Source organism: Nocardia kruczakiae NBRC 101016, from assembly GCF_001612965.1.
Taxonomy (GTDB): Bacteria; Actinomycetota; Actinomycetes; order Mycobacteriales; family Mycobacteriaceae; genus Nocardia; species Nocardia kruczakiae.
The window spans coordinates 65,498-85,468 of sequence record NZ_BDBL01000013.1 but is presented as its reverse complement, the minus strand read 5'-3'; the positions used below and the strand labels follow the sequence as shown (position 1 = coordinate 85,468).

Below are 19,971 nucleotides of genomic sequence, written 5' to 3'. Positions count from 1 at the left end.
CGGTTGTCGGAGCTCTGGCCTCGGGTCTGGGATCGATCCTCATCAATTTGATCGACGTTTTGCTCTGACGAAGTGACCCCAGACCCGGTGAACCGATCCCGGATTCGCCGGGTCTGCGCCTATGCGGGCCGCGGAGAAGTTCGGCGCGCCGAGCGCCGAACTCTTGCCCGCGGGCGCATCGGTGGGAAAAGTGACCGCCGGATCTGTTCTCTCGACGAGGAGGCGCGGCGTGCGTTTCGGCATCTTCATTCCCCAGGGCTGGCGACTGGACCTGGTCGGCATCGAACCGGGGGCGCAGTGGGGTGTGATGCGGGATCTGGCGCAGCGGGCCGACGCCGCCGAAGTCTGGGAATCGTTATGGGTCTACGACCATTTCCACACCGTGCCGGTTCCCACCGAGGAAGCGACGCACGAGGCGTGGACGCTCATGTCGGCCTTCGCCGCCACCACGACGCGCATCCGGCTCGGGCAGATGTGCACCGCGATCAGCTACCGGAATCCGGCCTACCTCGCCAAGGTCGCCGCGACCGTGGATCTGGTATCGGGCGGCCGGGTCGAGATGGGTATCGGCGGCGGCTGGTACGAGCACGAGTGGCGCGCCTACGGCTACGGATTCCCTTCCGCGGGTGAGCGTTTGGGTAGACTCGACGAGGGAGTGCAGATCTTCCGTCAGGCGTGGACCACCGGCACCGCGACCCTGGACGGCAAGTACTACCAGGTCGACGGCGCCCGGGTGTATCCGTTGCCGCTCCAGGAGGGCGGCATCCCCATCTGGGTCGCGGGCGGGGGTGAGAAAGTCACGCTGCGCATCGCCGCGCGATACGCGCAGTACACCAACTTCGCGGGCGATCCCGAAACCTTCACCCACAAATCCGAGCTGCTGCGCGACCATTGTGCCGCCGTCGGAACCGATTTCGACGCGATCACCCGTAGTTCCAACTTCAACACCGTGATCGGCGCCACCGAGGCGGAGGTGCGTGAACGGCTGGACGCACTCGCTTCTCGGCTGACCCCCGCCCTCGGGGCGGACGCCGCGCAGGACTGGGTAACCAAGCTCTACGCCGATTCTCCCGCGGTCGGCACACCGGAACAGATCGTCGAAAACCTGTCCCGGGTCCGCGATCTCGGCTTGTCGTACGCGATCCACAACTTCCCCGAATCGGCCTACGACCTGTCCGGGGTGGAGTTGTTCGAGCGCGAGGTCATTCCCGCGCTGCGATGACCCACGGCATTCAGTCGACGCGCACGTCCTCCGGTGACCAGAACGCTCGCATACCGGTGATGCGCGCGTCCTCGTCGAAGGTCATCACATCGATCGGTTCGATCGTCGTGGTGCGAGAGCCGGTCTCGGTCACCACCCGGAACCGGAACGCCGCCGCGCCGCCCGCGATCCGCAGGTCGAGCAGCTCGGTTCTCATATGCGCGGAATCCAATGCGCCGTAGAACTTTTCGATCGCGGCCCGGCCGACGTGCGGCGGCGAGCCGAACGGATCCTCCACGGTGGCGTCCTCGCTGTAACATGCCGCCACATCGGCGGCGGACCCCGAGCCCACCGCCTCGAGATACCGGTGTACCGCTGCTCGAATCCGTTCCGCTGAAGCCATGGGACAACGAAAACACGGATCCGGCGCGGCGCCGCCTGCCGATCCCGCCTGCCGGGACGGAAGCGCGAGGCCCACTGAGATCGTCGAACTATCCGCGAACATCAAGAGGGGAACATCTACTCGTGAACTACGAAGGTGTGGCATGAGCGCCGCCGGGATCCGCGACGACCAGGCGGGCGAACAGCGCTATCGGGAGCTCGCGGCATCCGCCCGTTCGCTCGTGGCGGGTGAACACGATCGGATTGCCAACGCCGCCAACCTTTCCGCGCTGGTCTATCACGGTCTTCCCGGGCTGAACTGGGTGGGATTCTATTTCTTCGACGGGAACGAACTGGTGGTCGGCCCGTTCCAGGGCCGCCCGGCCTGCGTGCGGATCGCGCTGGACCGAGGCGTGTGCGGTGCGGCGGCGCGGACCCGGCGGACGCAACGTGTCGCCGACGTGCACGCGGTGCCCGACCATATCGCCTGTGATCCGGCGAGCAGGTCCGAACTGGTGGTGCCGTTGATCAGCGAGGACACCGTGATCGGCGTCTTCGATCTGGACAGTCCCGAACTCGACCGATTCGGTCCGGTCGATCAGCGGGGATTCGAGGAGATCGCGTCGATCTATCTCGACTCGCTGATTTCGGACGACCGGGGCTGAGCAGGGCTAGGAGGCAGCCTGGATCGCCGGCCGGAAGGCCTGCGGATTCGGCCGCCCCAGTGTCCACCTGGCCGCCGCCAATGCCTCCGCGCACGACGCCTTGAGGCGGAGGTGCTGCGGGCGGGGATAGCCGGCGGCGTCGACTTCCGCGCGCAGCCCCACGATTCGGCGCTCCAGCAGGCGTGCGTCCGCGGTCTTCAGCCCACGCCGCGCGGATGTCAACGCGGTCAGCACTCTGCGCTGGAGATCGTCCATACAGCACACCTCCTGTGGTGACGGGCCCTCGGCCGGTGACGAAGTCGTTCCGAGTGCGGATTATCGATGGGTACCCCGGCGGCACGCCGCGAAACGGTGACCTCGCGTACGCGGCGCAATGACGCAAACGGCTTGTACCGGACGAACATTCGGCCTGCGCGTGCCGACGGGACGAATTCGGCCTGCCCGGACGAGGTTTGCCGCGACGGGCAGCGGGGCACTCGAAGACTGGTCGTCATACCCCGACCCGGTTGTGCCGGGTGCGGTATGCCACCTCTCACGTTGACTCGTCGTGTCGGATCGAGGTCCGTTATGCACAGTGACCCGCCCGGTCGCGCTGGTGTGTCGCCTGTTTCGGCGGCCGGAGTCGCCGCGCTGCTGCGTGCCCTGCCGGGATCGCCGATGGCGGGGGTCACCGCGCACGGCAGCACGGTACTCGAGATCGTCGCGGCGACGACGCACCGCGCGCGCATGGTCGAGGAGGCGCAGCTGCTGCATCCCGACAGCCCAGCCCGCGAGGCCGCGGCGACCGGTGTCCCGATCGTGATCACCGATCTCGCCGGCAGCTCCCGGTGGCCGGGGTGCGGCGCGGAGCTGCGGTTGTGGGGAGTGCAGGCGGTGCAGTGCCAGCCGCTGTCCGACGACGACGGTGCGGTGGTCGGCGTGCTGAGCGTCTACACCCCGGCCGCGAACGTCCTCACCGAGGAACTCGCCGATGCTCTGCATCCGGTGTGCCGCAGTGCCACCGACCTGTTGCAGATCCGCCGCCGCAACCCGCCGCGGCTGCGGCGAGAGTAACGGCGGTACGCCGCGTCGGTGTGCGCACCGCCACTCGAAAACCTCACCGCCAGGGATCCGCCGTCGGTGAAATCCGGGCCCTCACTAGCATCGATGTGGCGTACCCGTCGAGGAAACCGAGGACCTGCGTTGACTACCGAACAACTTGACCGCTGGAACGCCCAGGAAGCCGCCGCGGAGGCGATGATCCCCATCATCGGCACGTTGTATCGGGCAAAGGGTGTGACGGTGCTGCTGCACAGCCGGTCGCTGGTGAACCGATCGGTGATCAGCATTCTGCGGACGCACCGGTTCGCGCGCCAGATCGAGGGCGAAGAGCTGTCGGTGGACGAGACGCTGCCGTTCCTGCGCGTCCTGGACGAACTGGACCTCGGCCCCTGCAAGATCGATCTCGGCCAGCTGGTCGTGGCCTATCGCGCCGATGACCGTGGGCTGTCGGTTCGTGCATTCACCGAGGTGGTCCTGGCCGAGGTGATCGGCGGCAACAAGGCGCAGTCGCCGGGCCCGCGCGATGTCGTGCTGTACGGCTTCGGCCGGATCGGCCGGCTGGTGACCCGGCTGCTGATCGAGAAGGTCGGCTCCGGCAACGGACTGAACCTGCGTGCGGTGGTGGTCCGCCGCGGCGGCGACGGTGATTTGGCCAAGCGCGCGTCGCTGCTGCGCCGGGATTCGGTGCACGGGCACTTCAACGGCACCATCAAGGTCGACGCCGACAACGACACGATCATCGCCAACGGCAATGTCATCAAGTTCATCTACAGCGACGATCCGACGACGATCGACTACACCGAATACGGAATCTCCGACGCGATCCTGATCGACAACACCGGCAAGTGGCGCGATCGCGAGGGGCTGTCGCAGCATCTGCGTCCCGGCATCGCGAAGGTGGTCCTCACCGCGCCCGGTAAGGGTGACGTCCCGAATATCGTGCACGGCGTCAACCACCGCGATCTGGATCTGACGCAGCGGATCTTCTCGTGCGCCTCGTGCACCACCAACGCGATCGTGCCGCCGCTCAAGGCCATGGACGACGAATTCGGCATCACCCGCGGCCACGTGGAGACCGTCCATTCGTTCACCAACGACCAGAACCTGCTGGACAACTATCACAAGGCGGACCGCCGCGGCCGCTCCGCACCGTTCAACCTCGTCCTCACCGAAACCGGCGCCGCCTCCGCCGTCGCCAAGGCGATGCCGGACTTCAAGGCCAAGATCACCGGCAACTCGATCCGCGTACCCACCCCGGACGTGTCCGTCGCCATCCTGAATCTGCAGCTCGAGCGGGAGACGACGAAATCCGAGGTGCTCGAATATCTGCGGCAGGTGTCGCTGGCCGGTCCGCTGAGCCGCAATCTCGACTACACCGCCGCCACCGATGTGGTGTCCAGCGATTTCATCGGCTCGCGCGCGGCCTCGATCATCGACGCCAACGCCACCATCGTCGAGGGCGACACCGCGATCCTGTACTGCTGGTACGACAACGAATTCGGTTATTCGTCCCAGGTGGTCCGGACCGTGCAGTACATCTCGGGTATCGAGTACCCGACCTATCCGCAGTTCGCGGACCGGTCGCAGGATGCCGCCGACGTGCGCGCCCTGGCCGCGGTCGAGGCGGGGTAGCCGAACCCGTTCAGTGGGTGAGGACGATCTTGACGACGACCACCGTCGTCGCGACGGCGGTCAGCAGCAGTGCCGTGAGGATGGTCGAGCGGCCGGGGCGGGCGCCTTTGAGCCGTTCGATCACGAAGACGATGCCGCCGATGCGGATGAGCATCGCCACCTCGGCGACGATCTGTGCGGTGCGGGGTGCGAGCCAGCCGAAGGCGGCGCACGCCAGGATGATCGACGGCAGTACCGCGGAGCTGAGAATCGGCACCGAATCGCGCAGATCCTCCCACCGCTGCCGCGGCGTGAGCGCGCGGTTCTCCCGCACGGCCTGACCGACGCCCTCGGCGAAGGCGTGCGCGACGAAGGTCGACAGCGCGGTGCCGATGACCACCAGGATCCCGACATGCTCCGCGGTGGTGGTCACCGGGATCAACGCGGCGAGAATGAGGATGTTGCCGTAGACGTAGGCACTGATCCGGCTCGCGGCATTGTTGCGGTCCAGCGGATTCCGGCGGGAAAACAGGGGACCGTGGAGCAGTGCGTTGCGGCTGCCGTCCATGAGTCTCCCGTTTCCGATCGTCCGATGCGGGGCGCGGCCTCGGGTCGGGCACAGGGCAGGTGGGCCGCCCCGAACAACCCTAGGACATCGGGGATCTCCCGGACCGTCGATCGGCCGCCGCGTCGACCGCCCGATTCGGCTGCCGGGACCAGAGTCGGTGCACGCCGTGGTACCCCTCTGCCGGTGCGGCGCGTCGGTCTGGTTTGCTCTGGCGGAGCCGGGCATTCGGGCCCGGCGCGTGCGCGAGTGCCCGGCGACAGGTGGAACGCGAGGTCAGGTATGAGGTTCGGGGACGGTGGTCCGGCGGAGCCGCGCGGCGTATCGGGGGTGGCTCTGTGGGTGGGCGTGCTGTGGGGTGCGCTGGCGGCCGTGCTCACCGCGCCGGTGGCCGCGGCGATGGTGGCGAGTGTCTATCGGTTTCCGATTCCGTTCGGTGTATACGCCGAAGGACTGCGCGAGGCGGTGAACGCGGCACTGGCCGCGGTGTTCTATCTCGTGATGGGCGGCGGCCTGCTGCTGGCCGTACTCGGTGGTGCGGCGGGACTGATGATCGTGCGCGCGCACGGCGTCCGGCTGGGGCGTGCGCTGGCGCTCACCACCGCGGCGGGGTTCGGGCTGGCGGTGGTGGGCGCGTTCGCGCTGGCCCTGCTCGAACACGTCATCGGACCGTGGTGATCGAGCTCGGTTCGCGCAGTTCGCGTTTGAGTAGCTTTCCGCTCTGGTTGCGGGGGAGCGCTGCGGCGAAGCGAACGCTCTTGGGCACCTTGAACGGGGCGATCAGATCTTTGACGTGCGCGATCAGCTCATCGGCGGAGTTCCCGGTAGGTGTAGCTCCGGCCGTCGAAGGTCAGCGCGGTGCGGCCGGGGACCTACGCCGCCGAACGGTGCAGCACCCCGTCGATGGTGTGCGTGCGGGGATCGAGACTCATAGGCGGGAGATTATAGGACGTCCAACTAGTTTGGCGGCGAATTCGCGAGGCCGGTGGGCGCCGCGTATTCGCCGCCGCGGTCTCATCGTCGCTCCGGCAGGACCAGGATCTTCACGTGTTCGTCGGGTGCGCGCAGGGCGGTGAACGCGTCGGCGACCCCGTCGAGTCCCACGCGGCCGGTGATGATCGCCTCGGCGTCGATCTCCCCCGATGCCAGGCGCCGCAGCGTGATGTCGTAGGCGTCCTCGTAGGGGCCGTGCCCGAAATTGACGGCGATGCGGCGGAACTGGCCCACCACCGGAACGATCGTCTCGGTCGCGAAGCCCGCGGCCAGGACCTGGATGCGCGAATTGAACGGCAATCCGTGCATGAGGGTGTCGAGCATGCCCGGCCGGCCGCTGCATTCGTAGGCGATCAGCGTGCCCACCGCACCCGGGTCGACGAGCGAATTACGCTCCGCGACAAGGGCGTTCCATACCTGTATCGGATCCTGTTCGGTGGGGTCGACGGCGACGTCCGCGCCCACCGCGAGCGCCAGGGCGCGGCGTTTCGGAGACGGCTCGGAGGCCACGACCACCCCCGCGCCGTGCGCCTTGGCGGCGATGATCGCTCCCAGACCGATGGCGCCGCAGCCGATCACGAGGGCAGAATCGCCGGCGCGCAGACCGGATTGCTGCACGTGCATCTCGCCGACGTGCAGCGGTTCGGCCAGCGTGGCATGCTCGAGCGACAGCCCGTCCGGTACGTGCCGGACCCAGACGCTGTCGACCACGATGTGCTCGCCGAACGCCCCGTGATAGTCGTTGGAATAGCCGATGATCGTCGGGATGCCGGTGCCGGCCTCGGTGGCCAGCCCGATGCCCGCCACGCGGTCGCCGGCCGCGAAATCCGTGACGCCCGAACCCGTTTCGACGATCGTCCCGGCGTATTCGTGTCCCAATACCACCGGTCGTTCGATATCGAAGGTGGCCAGCGGGTAACCGCTGTCCGCGGCGACCTGCACGAACCGTCCGGCGTCCTTGGCCATCGACAGGTCGCTGCCGCAGATGCCGCAGGCGGCGACCGCGATGCGCACCTGCCCCGGCCCGGGAGCCGGTGGATCGGCGACCTCGGTGACAGTGAATTCTCCGTCGAGATATCCCACGGCACGCATCGATTCACGCTCCTGTCGCGGCGGATTCGCCGTAGTAGTCGGTGTGGGCCTTGGTGATCGCGGTGACCAGTCCGCCGATGAGACGGTCGCGGTGATCCTCGGCGTACTGCAGACTCGCCTCGCGGCCGAGGTTGCGCCGCCGGAAGTGTGGAATCACCTCCGAGGCGAACAGTTCGTAGCTGCGTTTGGTGTCCTCCCAGTCGGCCATGTCGACATGCAGGATCAGCAGGGTGCCGAAGCCGCCGGTCTTGTCGAGGAGGCGCTCGATCTGCGCGATCGCCTCGTCCGGTGTCCCGATGACGGCCTGGCCGAATTCGCCGAGGCTGTCGTTGCGCCAGTGGTCGATGATCCCCCTACCGGATTCGGCCCACTCGGGTCGCTGCCCGGTCTGGCGGTTCACATACGCCGCCATCGAGCCGATCCGGCGCGCGACGGCGCGCTCGGCGTCGGCGCGGGTTTCGGCGAGGAACATCGGATTGACCAGCCGCCACCGCGAACGGTCCGCGCTGTGGCCGTGCTCCGCGCACACCTTGTCGTAGATTCCCCAATTGCGATCCAGCACATCGAAACCCGCCGGTGAGCTGGCGGCGAGCGACAGCAGTGACAGGCCGTGGGTGCCGGCGAGCACCGAGCCGTTGGGGGAGACGGTGGAGGCCGTGGCGATCTCGATCCCGGCCGGGTCGTAGGTGGGTAGCTGGGCGCGAGCGTCGCGCAGGGTGAACCAATCGGTGGACATGTTCACCACGTCGCTGCGCAGCAGCGCCAGGATCGCCTCGAGCGCCTCGCCCTGGCGCCGGCGCTGGTCGGAGGGGTCGATGCCCATCATGTGTGCGTCGAGCGGGATCTTGCCCGGCCCGGTGCCGAAGATCAGCCGCCCCCGGGTCTGCAGATCGAGCTGGGTGATGCGGTCGACGGTGACCAGCGGGTGATGGTAGGGCAATGACACCACGCCGGTGCCGAAGCGCAGCCGCTGCGTCCGTTCGGCCGCGGCCGCGATGAAAACATCGGGCGCGGGCACGATTTCGGCGCCGGTCGAATGATGCTCACCCATCCATGCCTCGTCGAATCCGAGGTGGTCGAGGTGTTCCATCAGATCGATATCGCGCCGCAACTGCAGTGCGGGGTCGGCGTTCAGTGGATGGTACGGGGCGAGGAAGGCCCCGAATCGTAAGGATTCGGACGTGTGCACGGAGTCTCCTTCGAACGGCGCGTCTGTGATCTGCTTCACCGCGCTGTGTCCTGCTTAACATGGATCACTCGATCCAAAAGTTTCCTGTCTCGGTGACCGAGATGGCTCGAGAAACTCGTTACCCCAATGCTTTCCGTGTGCGTATGAGATAGGGTTTCTGGGAAGATCGGATCGATCGAACCAGTACGGAGGGTGATCCCGTGTCCGCTCCAGCGCCCAACCGTCAGGGCAACGCGACCCGCGGCCGGCTCGTCAAGACGGCCGAGCGTCTGTTCGCCGCGCACGGGGTCGACGCGGTGTCGGTGCGCGCGGTGAACGCGGCCGCGGGCCTGGGGCCGGCGTCGGTCAACTATCACTTCGGCACCAAGGACGACCTGATCACCGCGGTGCTGCTGGATCTCGGCGCCGCCGTGCGCGACAGCATTCGCGCCAACGCCGACCGCCTCGCCGCGCGGGACGAGGCGCCGACCACCGAGGAGCTGGTGCGCGCCGTCACCGAGCCCTACCGCGATCTGCTCCTGCGGCACCGCACCCGCGGTATGCGGTGGGTCAGAATCGTCACCCAGGTCTCGGCGCGCGACCATCCCGCCCTGCGCGCGGTGGAGCAGAACCTGCGCGATCATCTGCACGTCCAGGTGCGCCGCACCTTTCCCGAGGCCGATCCCGCACGCCTGGAATCGCGCTGGGCCATCGCCCTCATGGGATTTCTCCAGGCACTCGCGCGCGCGGGAGACTGGCACGCCCACCCCGACCCTCTGCCCGCCGATGTGCTGACCGCCTTCTACGAGGATCAGGTCGCCTTTCTCTCCGGGGGGCTCGACCGCCTGCTCCGCGAGAAGGACTGATCTCGAGCCCGATTTCGCTGGTGGAGCATGCGGACCCGGCTTCCGGAGGTACATTCGTCTTCGTGGCGCCTGCCGTCACGGCTCGCGCCGGGAACCGGCTGTCAGGAGGCGAGATGGCGCAGGACAAACACGCGGTATTCCGGGATCTGGTGAATCGGGTGCTCGACGGCGAGGGCAGAACGCCGCGGGAACAGCGGGCGCAAGCCTTCGGAAACGCCGGACCGCCCCCGGTACGAGACTTGGTCGACAAGGTCGCGACCCGGCCGACCGAGGTGACCGATGCCGACTTCGCCGCGGCGCGGGCCTCCGGATTCGGCGAGGACGAACTCGTCGAATTGGTGATCGCGGCCGCGGTCGGACAGTCCGCACGGCAGTACGACGCGGGACTCGCCGCGCTCGCCGAAGCGACCCGGGAGCGTGGCTGATGCGACCGGACATCCTCAACCACGGCTATCGGCCCGGAACCAAACTGCTGTTCAGGGCCGTTCGAGTGTTCTCCGGTCAGCCGCTGCCCGACGCCGCCAAGCTGGTGTTCTACCGGCCGGATTTCTACGGCACGCGAGCGAAGGCGTTCACCCACGCGGCGATGCGCGGCCCCTCCGAGTGGTCGGTCGCCGACCGGGAGCTGATGGCGGCGTACGTATCGAAGGTCAACGCCTCCGCCTTCTGCATCGGTGCGCACACCGCGACCGCGGGGCAGGCCTACGCCGACGACGCGAAAGTCCGTGCGGTGCTCGACGATCCGAACTCCGCGCCGATCGGTGCCGGCCTGCGCGAGACGTTGCTCCTGCTGGGCAAGCTGTCCCGTGACGGAGAGATCTCCGCCGAGGATGTCCGAAAGGTGCTGTCCGCCGGGGTATCGCCGCACCAGGTCGAGGACGCCTTGGCGGTATGCGCCGCCTTCAACACGACCAACCGGCTCGCCGATGCGTTCGGATTCGACGTGCTGAGTCCGGAGGGTTTCGGCGCGGGGGCCAAGTACCTGCTGAAGCGGGGTTATCGGTAGTACGAGAGTGGTCCGTACGTATCTGCCCGGCGGAAATCTAGAACAAGTTCTCGCAATGGGTAGACAGTTTTGGTAAGTTGTCTACTAGGTCACGAGGGCCGTCCGCCGTGCGATCGATTCGGTTGCGACAACCCTTGTGTGACAACCGAAATCGCACTGGAATGCCAGTTCCGACCGAGGGGAAGATCATGGCCATCGTCCACCCACTGCCGACGACCGAGGGCGATCGGCGCACGCTGGCGCTGGACAGTCCGGTGGATCGCCGGCGCATCGGCGAACTCGAGGTGGACACCACCGCCGAGGTGCAGAGCGCGGTCGCGCGTGCCCGTGCCGCTGCGCCGGCCTGGGCCGCGCGCAGCATCGCCGAGCGTGCCGAGATCCTGCGCGGTGCCGTCGGTGTGATCGTCGCCCGGCGCGCGGAGATCGCCGAGACCATCCGCACCGAGACCGGCAAGCCCGAGGCCGAGGCGCTCGGCGTCGAGATCGTGCCCGCCTGCGACTTCCTCAACTATTGGACCGGACGCGCCCGCCGTGATCTGCGCTCGCACCGGCAGCGGCTGCACGGCTATCTGAAACCGCTCAAGAAGCTGTACATGCAGTATCAGCCGCTGGGCGTGGTCGGTGTCGTGACGCCGTGGAACGCCCCGTTCGTGCTGTCGCTCAATCCGGTGGTGCAGGCGCTGGTCGCCGGTAACACCGTGGTGTTCAAACCGTCGGAGGTGACGCCGCGGTCGGGTGAATGGGTGGCACGGGTGCTGCACGAGGCGGGTGTGCCGGAGGATGTCGTGCAGGTGCTGCACGGCGACGGCGAAACCGGTGCGGCACTGGTCGATTCGGAAATCGACAAGGTGTGCTTCACCGGCAGCGTCGGCACCGGTCGCAAGATCGCGGCCGCCTGCGCGACCCGGTTGCTGCCGTGCACGCTGGAACTCGGCGGCAAGGACGCCATGATCGTCTGTGCGGACGCCGATCTCGAGCGCGCCGCCGCCGGTGCGGTGTATCTGTCGATGTTCAACACCGGCCAGGTCTGCATGAGCGTGGAACGCATCTATGTCGTCGACAGCGTCGCGGACGAATTCATCCGGCTGGTCACCGAGAAGGCCGCGGCGGTCACCTACGGTCCCGGTGACACCGATATGGGCCCGCTGTTCTGGGATCGCCAGCGCGACATCGTGATCCGCCACATCGACGATGCGAAGGCCAAGGGTGCCGACATCGTGGTGGGTGGCGCCGCGGACACCGGTGACGGCCTGTATTTCCAGCCCACCGTCGTGGTCGGCGCACATCACGACATGGACCTGATGACCGAGGAAACCTTCGGTCCGGTGACCGCCATCATGCGGGTCCGTGACGAGGACGAAGCCATCCGGCTGGCCAACGACTGCAAATACGGGCTGAGCGGTTCGGTGTTCACCAAGGACGCCGCCAAGGCCCGGCGCATCGCGGCCCAGCTCACCACCGGTTCCGTCGTGCACAACGACGCGGCCGTCATCTACGGCGTGCCCGAGGCGCCCTTCGGCGGTCGCAAGGACAGTGGTGTCGGCCAGGTCAACGGCCCGGGAGCACTGCGCGGCTTCACCCACGCCCAGCCGGTGCTGATCGATCGCTGGCAGCCCAAGCAGGAAAGCATCTGGTACCCGTATTCGGAGAAGACCATCCGCAACCTCGACGGTCTCATCCGCTACGGCTTCGGCAACAAGATCATGCGCAAGCTGCTGTCCTGACGAGCGCCCTCACGCCGTGCCCGGGCCGGGCAGCAGGGCGAGCAGATTGTGGACCAGCGGTCGCTCGTCGCCGGTGCGGTGCGCGGTGTAAATGGTTGTGTCGGCATCGGTTTCGGTCAGCGCGATGATGCGCGCCGAGGCCGGTGCCGTGAAGGTCGCGCTGCGCGGCGCGACCGTGATGCCGAGACCCGCGGCCACCAGATAGAGGATGATGGTCCAGTTGGTGGCCTCCTGCACGATGCGAGGCCGGCGGCCGGATCGCAGTAGGGGTGCCAGGTTCCGGTCGTGGGCCAGCGAGCCGGCGGCGCGGGGGAAGAAGACCATCGGGTGGTCGACCAGATCGGCGCCGGTGACGGTATCGCGCGCGGCGAGCGGATGGTCGTCGGGCACCACCGCGACGAACGGCTCGGTCATGAGTGGTGTGGTGGTGGTTCCCGGCTGCGGGTCGGGATCGCGCACGATGGCGAGGTCCAGGGCGCCGTTGGCGAGCCGCTCCATCAGATGGCTGGTGAACCCCTCGACCAGATCGACCTCGACCAACGGATAGCGGTCGCGGAACGCGCGCACCCCGCGCAGGGGTTCGAGCGGCAGTACCGACGGCACGAAGCCCAGGTAGAGCGTCCCCTGTCCACCCTGCCCGATGCGGGAGACCTCGGCCAGATCGCGCTGCGCATGCCCCAGCAGGGCCTCGGCGCGCTCACGCAGTACGACGCCGGCGGGGGTGAGGGCCACTGTGCGCGAGGTGCGATCGAACAGGCGAGCGCCGAGCAGCGTCTCGAGCCGCCGGATCTGCTGGGTCAGGGCGGGCTGGGCGATGTGCAGGCGGGCGGCCGCGCGTCCGAAATGCAATTCCTCCGCGACGGCCAGGAAGTAGCGCAGGTGTCGCAGCTCTACCCCGTCCATTTGCCGCCATCCATAAGCTCAAGATATCAATCGGAGCTATCGAATATTGGACGCTATGGGTTGCGGCGCGCATCCTGGTGAAGTGATTCTCGTCGAACCGATGTCCGGGCCGGCCGACGCCGCCGCCTTCAAAGAACTCAATCTGGAATGGATCACTGCTCTGTTCGGCGTCGAACCGGCCGATCTCGCCACTCTCGACAACCCGCAGCGGATCGTGGCGGACGGCGGGCAGGTCCTGATCGCCCGCGACGGTGACGACCGGGTCGGGTGTGTCGCCCTGGTCGCGGAGGATCCGGGTGTTTTCGAGATCTCGAAAATGGCGGTCGCGCCGCGGGCCCGGGGCCGGGGGATCGGCCGCCAGCTGCTGAACGCCGCCATCGACCACGCTCGCGCATCCGGCGCGACCTCGCTGTTCCTGGTGAGCAACGGACGCCTGGCCGATGCCGTGCACCTGTACGAATCGGTGGGATTCGTGCATGTGCCGCCGGCGGAACTGCGGCCGATTCCCTACGATCGTGCCGACGTCTTCATGAAATTCGATCTGACGCAGCAGGTTTCGGCCGTCTGAACCTTTTCGGGGCGATCAGTTGATCGGTGGACGTCCCTGCGTGTCCACACCCGAGCCGTTCCAGTGGAACGACACCGTCGTATAGGTCCCGTCGGGGCAGGCGTTGCAGCTGCCCGGTGTCTTGTAGGTCAGTACGACGGTGTCGTCGGTACCGGTCCTGGTGTCGACGGTGGTGAATGCCTGGGCTTTCGGCGTGGCGGTGCCGACGTAGTCGCCCCGGTGGAACAGCAGTGCGTGCTCCGGGGAGCTCGCGGTGGCGCCCTGGATCGTCACCACCACGACCGACAGTGTCGAACACCGGTTGTAGGTGCCGCGCAATGCGGGTGGGTTGTCGTTCCACGCCCAGGTGACACCGCCACCGGCGTCGTACGGCGGCAGGGTCGCCACGGCCCGGCGGATCTCCGGCGCCGAGAGGTCGGTGGTGCAGTCCGCCGAGCCGGAATTCGTGGTGGCGGCGGCGGTTTCGTGCGTGGTGTGGTCGACCGGCGTCGGCGACACCGACGCGGGCGCGGCGGAACTCGTAGTGGCGGAGGCATTTTCGGTCCCCTGTCCGCAGCCGGTCAGCGCGGCGAGAACCACGCCGGCGACCACCGGCAGCCATGCCCTCCGCAATGGTCGACGCGGGATGCGAGTGGCGGGGGTGCGTTGCGCGGCGACGGTCATATGTCGAGTGTGGCGGATGGGCTCGGTGAGTCCCTTCGTTTTCCGAGCGAACGGTGACCCCAGTTTTCGTGTCAAGCAACTGGAACCTGCCGGACGGCCCGGCAACTGCGTAGCGTTCGACGGACTCGTCGCCGGGGGAACGGCGACGCCGTCGGCTTCTGCAGAACAGGAAGACATCGTGTCCGAATTGTCGCCGGTTCCGGCCTGTCTCGCCCCCGCGATCGTCGATCGCGCCTCGCTCGCCGCCGCCCCGGAACCGCGGCCGCAGCTCAGCGCCCGGGAAGTGGAAGTACTGCTCGCGTGGATTCTCGGCGAGACCAAAGGCGAGGTCTGCCGCAAGCTGTTCATCGCGCCCGGAACGGTCAACACTCACCTCGCCCGGATCCGGGAGAAGTACCGCGCCGCGGGCAGGCCGGCGCCGACGAAGGCCGCCCTGCTGGCGCGCGCCCTGCAGGACGGGTATCTGGATCTCGACGACATCTGACGTCGCGGTGGCCGATCAGCCCGCGGCGCCGGCGAGCGGTCCGGGGGCGTCGATTTCGATCCGCCTGATGCCGGAGCCGGGATCGTTGACGACGACCGTGGCCAGAATCGCCCTGTGCGGCGGCAGAATTCGAACATGGACCGTCCCGGCGGCCGCGGTGGCCAACTCCGCGGCGACGGTGCCCAGTACCCGGCGGCGGGCGGCGGCAGGCAGGTCGTCCATGCCGTGGTCGTCGATCAGGACGACGTCGACGCCACGCAACCGGGCGTCGCGCGCCGCCGTCGTGACCGGTTCGGCGGCGAGCACGGGGGCGCGCAGCGTATCGCGCAGATGCGCCTCGATCACGCGGCAGTCGTCGCGGGTCCGGTCGTCGAGCGGCTGCGGGCCGGCGATGCGTTCCAGAATCGGGCGAACCATATCGTCGAGGCGCTGGATCTGGTCGCGGCGCTCGTCGAGCGCGGCGGCCGCGGCGGCTTCGGAACCCACCTGCCGGGTCGATTCCTCCCGCAGCCGGAAGATGGCCCGCGCCGCGGGACGCAGGGTGTAGGCGAAGAAGGTCGCCATCATCAGCGGTCCCAGATTGATCGCCGAAATCGCGACGCCGTGACCGAAACCCTGCCCGCTCTGCCACGACCACACGGCGGAGGTGGCGATCATCGACAGCAGCCCGGCCCATGCGGCGCCGGTCCGCCCGCGCACGCACATGAACGTCGCGGTCACCGTCCCGCACCCGAACGACCACAGTTGCGCGACCGAGGTCGGGGGAATCGGCAGGTTGAACAGGGTCAGCGCCGCGGTCGCCGGAATCGAGACGGCCAGCGCGGCGGTCGCGGGGAGGGGCAGCGGATCGGGCCGGATGCGCAGCAGTGCCGCGGTCGCGGCGGCGGTGACGGCCAGTCCGGTGAGCACCGGCCACAGATGCCGGGTCTGCTGCGCGGACGAAAGACTCAGTGCCGCTTCCGAAATCAGGTAGAAGGCCGCGATCAGCCAGGCCGGCCGGGTATCCATGCCCAGGAGGGTGCGAGCATCGCGGACGGGTCCGGAGGCCGCGCTCATCGCTCGACCGCCCGCCATGACAGGTGAATCCGGGTGCCGGCGCCCGGACGGCTGCGCACCTCGACCTCGCCGCCGGGCAGGCGCCGCACCCGTTCCACGATGCTGACGGCCAGTCCGAGGCGGTGGGAGGGGACCTTCGCCGGATCGAATCCGCGGCCGTCGTCGGTCACGACGACCTCGATCCGCCCCTCGTCGAATCGCAGGCTCACCGTGCGCGCGGCGTGTGCTCCGGCGTGAAGGACGCTGTTGCGCACGGCTTCCGCGACGGCGGCGCCCAGGACCTGGATCGGCTCGGCGGGAAAATAGCGGTCGCCGCCGTCCGGGTCCGCGCGCACCGTGACCGGCAGCCGGTCGTCGACGTCGGCGACCGCGGTGCGGATGTGCGCGGCGGCCGTCGCGGCCGTAAAACCTTGTGCGCCTTCCGAACCCACGTCGTCCAGCTTGCCCAGTGCGAGTTCGGCCTGGTGGCGTACCTCCGACCGCTGGGTTCCGCGCGCGGCGGCCAGCAGGGTCGACATCACCCAGTCGTGCAGCAGTGCGTTGAACCGGGCGCGTTGGACGGTGCGCGCGCTCGCCGCCGCGGCGGCGGCCGCGGCCTCGTGGGCTTCGTTCCGGGTGGCGTCCAGAATCCGTCCGGTGCGCATCGCCATCACCCCGGCCGCGACGAAGAGCAGGCAGAAGCTGATCGCGAACATGAGGTCCGGGACGAAGCGGCCGTTGTGTCCGGGCGCGCGGCAGAAATGGTTGATGAGCTGGACCGGGATCACCGCCGCGAGCAGTACGGCGACGGTGCGGCCCGCAGGCCAGACCAATGCGGCGGACAATCCGGCCAAGCCGGGAATGGTGGAGATCCACGCATCGGCGCGTAGCAGTTCGCCGTTCCACGCCACGGGCCACAGGGCGGCGGCGACCACGAAGCCCAGGGCGGTCACGGCGGCGGTCGCGCGAACCCACCGAAGGTCGGGGTGAAACGAGAACAGACCCATGACCACCGCCGGACCGTAGACGATGCCCACGGCGAGCACGGTCCACCAGAGGTCCAGGTCGTCGGCCTGGCTGATGATGGTCGCGGCCATCAGGAACAGATAGGCGACGTACCCCGAGGACAGGAAGCGGGCGAACAGCCGGGTGATGCGGTCCTCGGCCGGGCCGGCCGTCGCCCGTGCGTCACCGGCGTCCGGATCTACCGGCGTCGACGTGGTATCGGCAGCCACCCGTCCTCCAGAGCGCGTTTGAACAGTTCGGTTTTGGTGCGCGACGGCCGCCCCGCCTCCGCGTACTTCTGCCGGATCCGGGCCAGATAGGCGTTGACGGTGTCTTCGGTCAGGCCGGTGAGCCGCGCGACGCGGGCCGCCGGTTCTCCCGATGCGTACAGGGCCAGCACATCGCGCTGGCGGGGGCTGAGTGTGACCGTGGCGAAATTCTCGTCGGAGTCGATGGCGACCGCCCACTCCGTCGTCGGCACCTGGCGACCGGCCGCGGCATCGCGCACGGCGGCGGCGACCACCTCGTCGCGTTCCGACTTTCGCACCACGCCGAGAACGCCGGCCCGGGCGGCCGCGCGCACCAGGAACGGTTCGTCGCCGGAGGTGAACACCAGGGTTTCGATGCCGGCGACCCGCAGATGCTCGATATTGGTGGCGGGGGAGGACCCGTCGGGAAGCCGCAGATCGAGCACGACGAGTGCCAGATTCGTTGTGATGGTGAGTAGTTCGGTTACCGACGCGGCTGTGGCCGCGATGGTGACGGTGGGCTCGTCGGCGAGGATCTGGCGCAGGCCCGCGATGGTGACCTGGTGATCCTCGACGACGCCGATGCGATACGGGTCCCCGGCCGCGACCTTCTCCTGCACCCTGCCCCCTCCTGTGCCGACCGCGCCCGGCGGCGCCGGTCTCGGCGCGCGAATCGGGCAACGGGTGATGATTGTTATTCACTCCGCGGGGGTAATTCATTACGTCCAGCCGCTCGAACGTTCGCAGACACTCGACCGGTCGTCGTGCGAAACGCCGATTGGCGCACTCGCCGCGGCGGGGCAGACTGAGCGGTATGGGACGGCAGCGCCCCAGGTTCGAGGAAGGAGGCGTGGTTGTCGTGACGGCAGAACCGAGCCACGTGCCCACGGTGACGGTGGATTTCGACGATCTCGCCGAACTGATCCTCGCCGTGCATACCGTGGTCACCGATGTGCCGCGCCGGCTACGCCGCCGGCACGACAACGTCGTCGACATCGTCGCGGCGACGGTCAGCGATATCCGGCCCACGGACGCGGGACGCCGGCATCGTCTGCTGCGCACCCCGGCAGCGGCCTTCGCGGTCACCCAGCGCGGCGAGACGATCGACGTCGTCGTCGAGCAGGGCGATGCCGTCGCCTGCGCCAGCTTCTTCGATCAAACACCCGCGGCGCACACGGATTTCGCCGCCTGGCTCGCCGAACACACCCACGACGCCCTCCGGGACCGCCACATCCACTCGATCCTGTCCTGAGCGTTGCGCCGACGCCCGGCCGGCGTATCCGTTCGTGCCCGAATCCGTTACTGCCCAACGGGTTTGCCGAACAGGTTCAGCATGAACGGGGCGATCTGCGGCAGCAGGGTGGTCCACAATTCCGGGGCCAGCAGGACCGAGCCGGCGTCTTCGGTGTGGCAGCCCGCGGGCGCGGGTGTGCCGTCGAAGCGGTCGGCGAGGAATCTGATCATCAGCGGGACGGCGAAGGTGTCGAGGGTGAGATGTTCGCTGAAATGGTCGCGCAGATAACGGATGCGGGCGGTGGGGTCCGCGCAATAGGTCGCGACCAGATCGTTGACCGGGCCGACGGGAAGCAGCCAGTCGGGGTTGGCGTGCAGCATGAACATCGGCATATCGGGGACGTGGAGGCCCATCTTGATCTCGTCCATCACCGCCACGGCGCGCGGGTCGTCGAGCGGGTGCGGGATGGTGAAGAGGCTGTCGTAATCGACGAACGGCACGACCAGGGAGGTCGGGACCTGGCAGAGGTTCTGTTTCGCTGCGACGAGCGCCCGGCCGGCGGGAGTGAGGTACTTGTCGAAAAGGTCTGCCAATTCCGGATATTCGCGGCTTGCCCCCACCGCGCCGGCGAAGACGATGCCCGCGCCCGCGTTCGTGCTCGCCATTTTCAGCGCCGCGCCGACGTCGGCGGGGATACCACCTTCGGCGGCGCCGACGATGGTCAGCTCCGGGGCGTAGTCGCGATGCAGTTCGGCGGCGTGGCCGGTGGCGAGCGCACCGCCGGAATAGCCCATCATGCCCACCCGGGTGCGCGGCCCGTCCAGGCGCATCGGCGCGAAGTTCTCGGCGGCGCGGATGCCGTCGAGGGTGATTCGGCCTTCCAGCGGACCCGCGCCGAAGGCCTGGTCGGGGCCCTCGGTATCGGTGACGACCACCGCCCATCCCATCTGTGCGGCGGCGATCGGGACCGCGAACAGGCTACTGGTTTCGGCGGAGCCGGCGAGCGGGCCGAGTGAGCCCACCTGACTCAGATACGAAGGGCGGCAATACTGTCCGAGCGAGTCCTCGGCGAACTGATACGACAGCAGGGGCCGAGGGGACAAGCTGTCGGCGTGCGGTCTCATCACCGTGGTGACCGCGGGAATAGCGCGGCCGCGGGTGTCGGTCGAGCGGAACGACAGCTGCCACGCATCGATGCTGAAGGGCAGGACACCGAGGTAGGCGAGGTGGACCTGCCGGGCGGCGATGATCTCGCCCGGCTGCTTACCGTCCACGATCGCCTGATCCGGGTGATAGAACTGCGGGTCGAGTTCCGGTGGCAGGGGCGGAACCGGAAAGGGCAGTGGCGGTGTCACCCGTATCGACGGTTGCGGGTCCGGTGGCGGGGCCGCCGTCGAGACCCCGGCGACCGTCAGAACGGTGGCCACGGCGAGGGCGGCCACGACCAGTGCGTGCCGGCGCCGGGACGGGCGGATGCTGTGCGCGGTGACGTCGTTGTCCACCCTGTCAGCACACCGC

General features: G+C 68.3%; 23 protein-coding genes and 1 pseudogene. 12 read left to right on the top strand and 12 right to left on the bottom strand.

The features are described from left to right. Nucleotides 1–229: 229 nt before the first annotated feature. Nucleotides 230–1,222 carry an LLM class F420-dependent oxidoreductase gene (locus NK1_RS11085; RefSeq protein ID WP_063008496.1) on the top strand — a complete coding sequence of 331 codons (993 nt, stop codon included), beginning with the start codon at nucleotides 230–232 and terminating at the stop codon, nucleotides 1,220–1,222. A gap of 10 nt (nucleotides 1,223–1,232) precedes the next feature. On the opposite strand, the gene NK1_RS11080 is transcribed toward NK1_RS11085, so the two are convergent. Continuing rightward, nucleotides 1,233–1,604 (bottom strand): nuclear transport factor 2 family protein, encoded by a 372-nt coding sequence (locus NK1_RS11080; RefSeq protein ID WP_039780937.1) that lies wholly within the window; start codon nucleotides 1,602–1,604, stop codon nucleotides 1,233–1,235. Nucleotides 1,605–1,746: 142 nt separating this feature from the next. On the opposite strand from NK1_RS11080, the gene msrC reads away from it, so the two are divergent. Beyond that, complete coding sequence (msrC, locus tag NK1_RS11075; RefSeq protein WP_063008426.1) at nucleotides 1,747–2,247, top strand: free L-methionine (R)-S-oxide reductase MsrC; 501 nt, start codon at nucleotides 1,747–1,749, stop codon at nucleotides 2,245–2,247. A 6-nt stretch (nucleotides 2,248–2,253) separates the two neighbouring features. On the opposite strand, the gene NK1_RS11070 is transcribed toward msrC, so the two are convergent. Continuing rightward, nucleotides 2,254–2,502 (bottom strand): hypothetical protein, encoded by a 249-nt coding sequence (locus NK1_RS11070; RefSeq protein ID WP_063008425.1) that lies wholly within the window; start codon nucleotides 2,500–2,502, stop codon nucleotides 2,254–2,256. Nucleotides 2,503–2,844: 342 nt separating this feature from the next. Here NK1_RS11070 and NK1_RS34960 point away from each other — a divergent pair, with 342 nt between their 5' ends. Together NK1_RS34960 and NK1_RS11060 are read left to right on the top strand one after the other, a co-directional pair. Then, nucleotides 2,845–3,300: a GAF domain-containing protein gene (locus NK1_RS34960; RefSeq protein WP_063008424.1), complete on the top strand. Its 456-nt coding sequence runs from the start codon at nucleotides 2,845–2,847 to the stop codon at nucleotides 3,298–3,300. 183 nt (nucleotides 3,301–3,483) lie between these two features. Beyond that, complete coding sequence (locus NK1_RS11060) at nucleotides 3,484–4,920, top strand: glyceraldehyde-3-phosphate dehydrogenase (protein ID WP_374726708.1); 1,437 nt, start codon at nucleotides 3,484–3,486, stop codon at nucleotides 4,918–4,920. 10 nt (nucleotides 4,921–4,930) lie between these two features. On the opposite strand, the gene NK1_RS11055 is transcribed toward NK1_RS11060, so the two are convergent. Continuing rightward, nucleotides 4,931–5,467 (bottom strand): hypothetical protein, encoded by a 537-nt coding sequence (locus NK1_RS11055; protein WP_063008422.1) that lies wholly within the window; start codon nucleotides 5,465–5,467, stop codon nucleotides 4,931–4,933. 279 nt (nucleotides 5,468–5,746) lie between these two features. On the opposite strand from NK1_RS11055, the gene NK1_RS11050 reads away from it, so the two are divergent. Beyond that, nucleotides 5,747–6,142 carry a hypothetical protein gene (locus NK1_RS11050; protein ID WP_157104208.1) on the top strand — a complete coding sequence of 132 codons (396 nt, stop codon included), beginning with the start codon at nucleotides 5,747–5,749 and terminating at the stop codon, nucleotides 6,140–6,142. On the opposite strand, the pseudogene NK1_RS33615 reads toward NK1_RS11050, so the two are convergent. From NK1_RS33615 to NK1_RS11040, 3 genes and pseudogenes are all read right to left on the bottom strand, one after another. Continuing rightward, a pseudogene (locus tag NK1_RS33615) lies at nucleotides 6,126–6,287 on the bottom strand (AMP-binding enzyme); the annotation flags it as partial. The gene NK1_RS11050 and the pseudogene NK1_RS33615 overlap by 17 nt on opposite strands. A gap of 191 nt (nucleotides 6,288–6,478) precedes the next feature. Further along, nucleotides 6,479–7,549: an alcohol dehydrogenase catalytic domain-containing protein gene (locus tag NK1_RS11045; RefSeq protein WP_063008420.1), complete on the bottom strand. Its 1,071-nt coding sequence runs from the start codon at nucleotides 7,547–7,549 to the stop codon at nucleotides 6,479–6,481. Between the two features lie 4 nt (nucleotides 7,550–7,553). Beyond that, nucleotides 7,554–8,738: an LLM class flavin-dependent oxidoreductase gene (locus NK1_RS11040; protein WP_063008495.1), complete on the bottom strand. Its 1,185-nt coding sequence runs from the start codon at nucleotides 8,736–8,738 to the stop codon at nucleotides 7,554–7,556. 200 nt (nucleotides 8,739–8,938) lie between these two features. On the opposite strand from NK1_RS11040, the gene NK1_RS11035 reads away from it, so the two are divergent. The 4 genes from NK1_RS11035 to NK1_RS11020 all read left to right on the top strand — a co-directional run bounded on the left by NK1_RS11035 (nucleotide 8,939) and on the right by NK1_RS11020 (nucleotide 12,313). Further along, nucleotides 8,939–9,583 carry a TetR/AcrR family transcriptional regulator gene (locus NK1_RS11035; RefSeq protein ID WP_063008419.1) on the top strand — a complete coding sequence of 215 codons (645 nt, stop codon included), beginning with the start codon at nucleotides 8,939–8,941 and terminating at the stop codon, nucleotides 9,581–9,583. A 113-nt stretch (nucleotides 9,584–9,696) separates the two neighbouring features. Next, nucleotides 9,697–10,008, top strand: coding sequence for a carboxymuconolactone decarboxylase family protein (locus NK1_RS11030; RefSeq protein WP_063008418.1), 312 nt, complete (start codon nucleotides 9,697–9,699; stop codon nucleotides 10,006–10,008). Then, nucleotides 10,008–10,589, top strand: coding sequence for a carboxymuconolactone decarboxylase family protein (locus NK1_RS11025; RefSeq protein ID WP_063008417.1), 582 nt, complete (start codon nucleotides 10,008–10,010; stop codon nucleotides 10,587–10,589). The genes NK1_RS11030 and NK1_RS11025 overlap by 1 nt, the downstream gene beginning before the upstream one ends. Nucleotides 10,590–10,750: 161 nt before the next feature. Next, nucleotides 10,751–12,313, top strand: coding sequence for an aldehyde dehydrogenase family protein (locus NK1_RS11020; RefSeq protein ID WP_245660438.1), 1,563 nt, complete (start codon nucleotides 10,751–10,753; stop codon nucleotides 12,311–12,313). Between the two features lie 9 nt (nucleotides 12,314–12,322). On the opposite strand, the gene NK1_RS11015 is transcribed toward NK1_RS11020, so the two are convergent. Further along, the gene (locus NK1_RS11015; RefSeq protein WP_036505687.1) at nucleotides 12,323–13,216 is read right to left on the bottom strand and encodes a LysR family transcriptional regulator; all 894 of its coding nucleotides are present in this window, start codon (nucleotides 13,214–13,216) and stop codon (nucleotides 12,323–12,325) included. A gap of 82 nt (nucleotides 13,217–13,298) precedes the next feature. Between NK1_RS11015 and NK1_RS11010 the strand changes: the two genes are divergently transcribed. Further along, nucleotides 13,299–13,784 carry a GNAT family N-acetyltransferase gene (locus NK1_RS11010; RefSeq protein WP_218023099.1) on the top strand — a complete coding sequence of 162 codons (486 nt, stop codon included), beginning with the start codon at nucleotides 13,299–13,301 and terminating at the stop codon, nucleotides 13,782–13,784. Nucleotides 13,785–13,799: 15 nt separating this feature from the next. On the opposite strand, the gene NK1_RS11005 is transcribed toward NK1_RS11010, so the two are convergent. Then, complete coding sequence (locus NK1_RS11005) at nucleotides 13,800–14,447, bottom strand: LppP/LprE family lipoprotein (RefSeq protein ID WP_063905964.1); 648 nt, start codon at nucleotides 14,445–14,447, stop codon at nucleotides 13,800–13,802. 178 nt (nucleotides 14,448–14,625) lie between these two features. On the opposite strand from NK1_RS11005, the gene NK1_RS35650 reads away from it, so the two are divergent. Beyond that, nucleotides 14,626–14,931 carry a LuxR C-terminal-related transcriptional regulator gene (locus NK1_RS35650; protein WP_374726696.1) on the top strand — a complete coding sequence of 102 codons (306 nt, stop codon included), beginning with the start codon at nucleotides 14,626–14,628 and terminating at the stop codon, nucleotides 14,929–14,931. A gap of 15 nt (nucleotides 14,932–14,946) precedes the next feature. Here the strand turns inward: NK1_RS35650 and NK1_RS10995 are convergent, their stop codons facing one another. The 3 genes from NK1_RS10995 to NK1_RS10985 are packed head-to-tail and all read right to left on the bottom strand — an operon-like array spanning nucleotide 14,947 to nucleotide 17,839. Then, nucleotides 14,947–15,939 (bottom strand): DUF8320 family protein, encoded by a 993-nt coding sequence (locus NK1_RS10995; RefSeq protein WP_157104207.1) that lies wholly within the window; start codon nucleotides 15,937–15,939, stop codon nucleotides 14,947–14,949. Nucleotides 15,940–15,983: 44 nt separating this feature from the next. Beyond that, entirely contained in the window at nucleotides 15,984–17,201 is a 1,218-nt protein-coding gene (locus NK1_RS10990; protein WP_063008414.1) for a sensor histidine kinase, read from the bottom strand. Further along, the gene (locus NK1_RS10985) at nucleotides 17,171–17,839 is read right to left on the bottom strand and encodes a response regulator transcription factor (RefSeq protein ID WP_063008413.1); all 669 of its coding nucleotides are present in this window, start codon (nucleotides 17,837–17,839) and stop codon (nucleotides 17,171–17,173) included. Before NK1_RS10985 ends, NK1_RS10990 begins: the two co-directional genes overlap by 31 nt. Before the next feature lie 239 nt (nucleotides 17,840–18,078). Between NK1_RS10985 and NK1_RS10980 the strand changes: the two genes are divergently transcribed. Then, entirely contained in the window at nucleotides 18,079–18,471 is a 393-nt protein-coding gene (locus NK1_RS10980; RefSeq protein ID WP_063008412.1) for a hypothetical protein, read from the top strand. A 47-nt stretch (nucleotides 18,472–18,518) separates the two neighbouring features. On the opposite strand, the gene NK1_RS10975 is transcribed toward NK1_RS10980, so the two are convergent. After that, the gene (locus tag NK1_RS10975) at nucleotides 18,519–19,955 is read right to left on the bottom strand and encodes a lipase family protein (RefSeq protein ID WP_157104206.1); all 1,437 of its coding nucleotides are present in this window, start codon (nucleotides 19,953–19,955) and stop codon (nucleotides 18,519–18,521) included. Between the last annotated feature and the right edge of the window lie 16 nt (nucleotides 19,956–19,971).

Bases quoted from the DNA above. Each gene is read 5' to 3' on its own strand.
- NK1_RS11080 (WP_039780937.1), bottom strand. From the start codon at position 1,604: ATGGCTTCAGCGGAACGGATTCGAGCAGCGGTACACCGGTATCTCGAG.
- msrC (WP_063008426.1), top strand. From the start codon at position 1,747: ATGAGCGCCGCCGGGATCCGCGACGACCAGGCGGGCGAACAGCGCTAT.
- NK1_RS11070 (WP_063008425.1), bottom strand. From the start codon at position 2,502: ATGGACGATCTCCAGCGCAGAGTGCTGACCGCGTTGACATCCGCGCGG.
- NK1_RS11060 (WP_374726708.1), top strand. From the start codon at position 3,484: ATGATCCCCATCATCGGCACGTTGTATCGGGCAAAGGGTGTGACGGTG.
- NK1_RS11055 (WP_063008422.1), bottom strand. From the start codon at position 5,467: ATGGACGGCAGCCGCAACGCACTGCTCCACGGTCCCCTGTTTTCCCGC.
- NK1_RS11050 (WP_157104208.1), top strand. From the start codon at position 5,747: ATGAGGTTCGGGGACGGTGGTCCGGCGGAGCCGCGCGGCGTATCGGGG.
- NK1_RS11045 (WP_063008420.1), bottom strand. From the start codon at position 7,549: ATGCGTGCCGTGGGATATCTCGACGGAGAATTCACTGTCACCGAGGTC.
- NK1_RS11030 (WP_063008418.1), top strand. From the start codon at position 9,697: ATGGCGCAGGACAAACACGCGGTATTCCGGGATCTGGTGAATCGGGTG.
- NK1_RS11025 (WP_063008417.1), top strand. From the start codon at position 10,008: ATGCGACCGGACATCCTCAACCACGGCTATCGGCCCGGAACCAAACTG.
- NK1_RS11020 (WP_245660438.1), top strand. From the start codon at position 10,751: ATGCCAGTTCCGACCGAGGGGAAGATCATGGCCATCGTCCACCCACTG.
- NK1_RS11015 (WP_036505687.1), bottom strand. From the start codon at position 13,216: ATGGACGGGGTAGAGCTGCGACACCTGCGCTACTTCCTGGCCGTCGCG.
- NK1_RS11005 (WP_063905964.1), bottom strand. From the start codon at position 14,447: ATGACCGTCGCCGCGCAACGCACCCCCGCCACTCGCATCCCGCGTCGA.
- NK1_RS10995 (WP_157104207.1), bottom strand. From the start codon at position 15,939: ATGGATACCCGGCCGGCCTGGCTGATCGCGGCCTTCTACCTGATTTCG.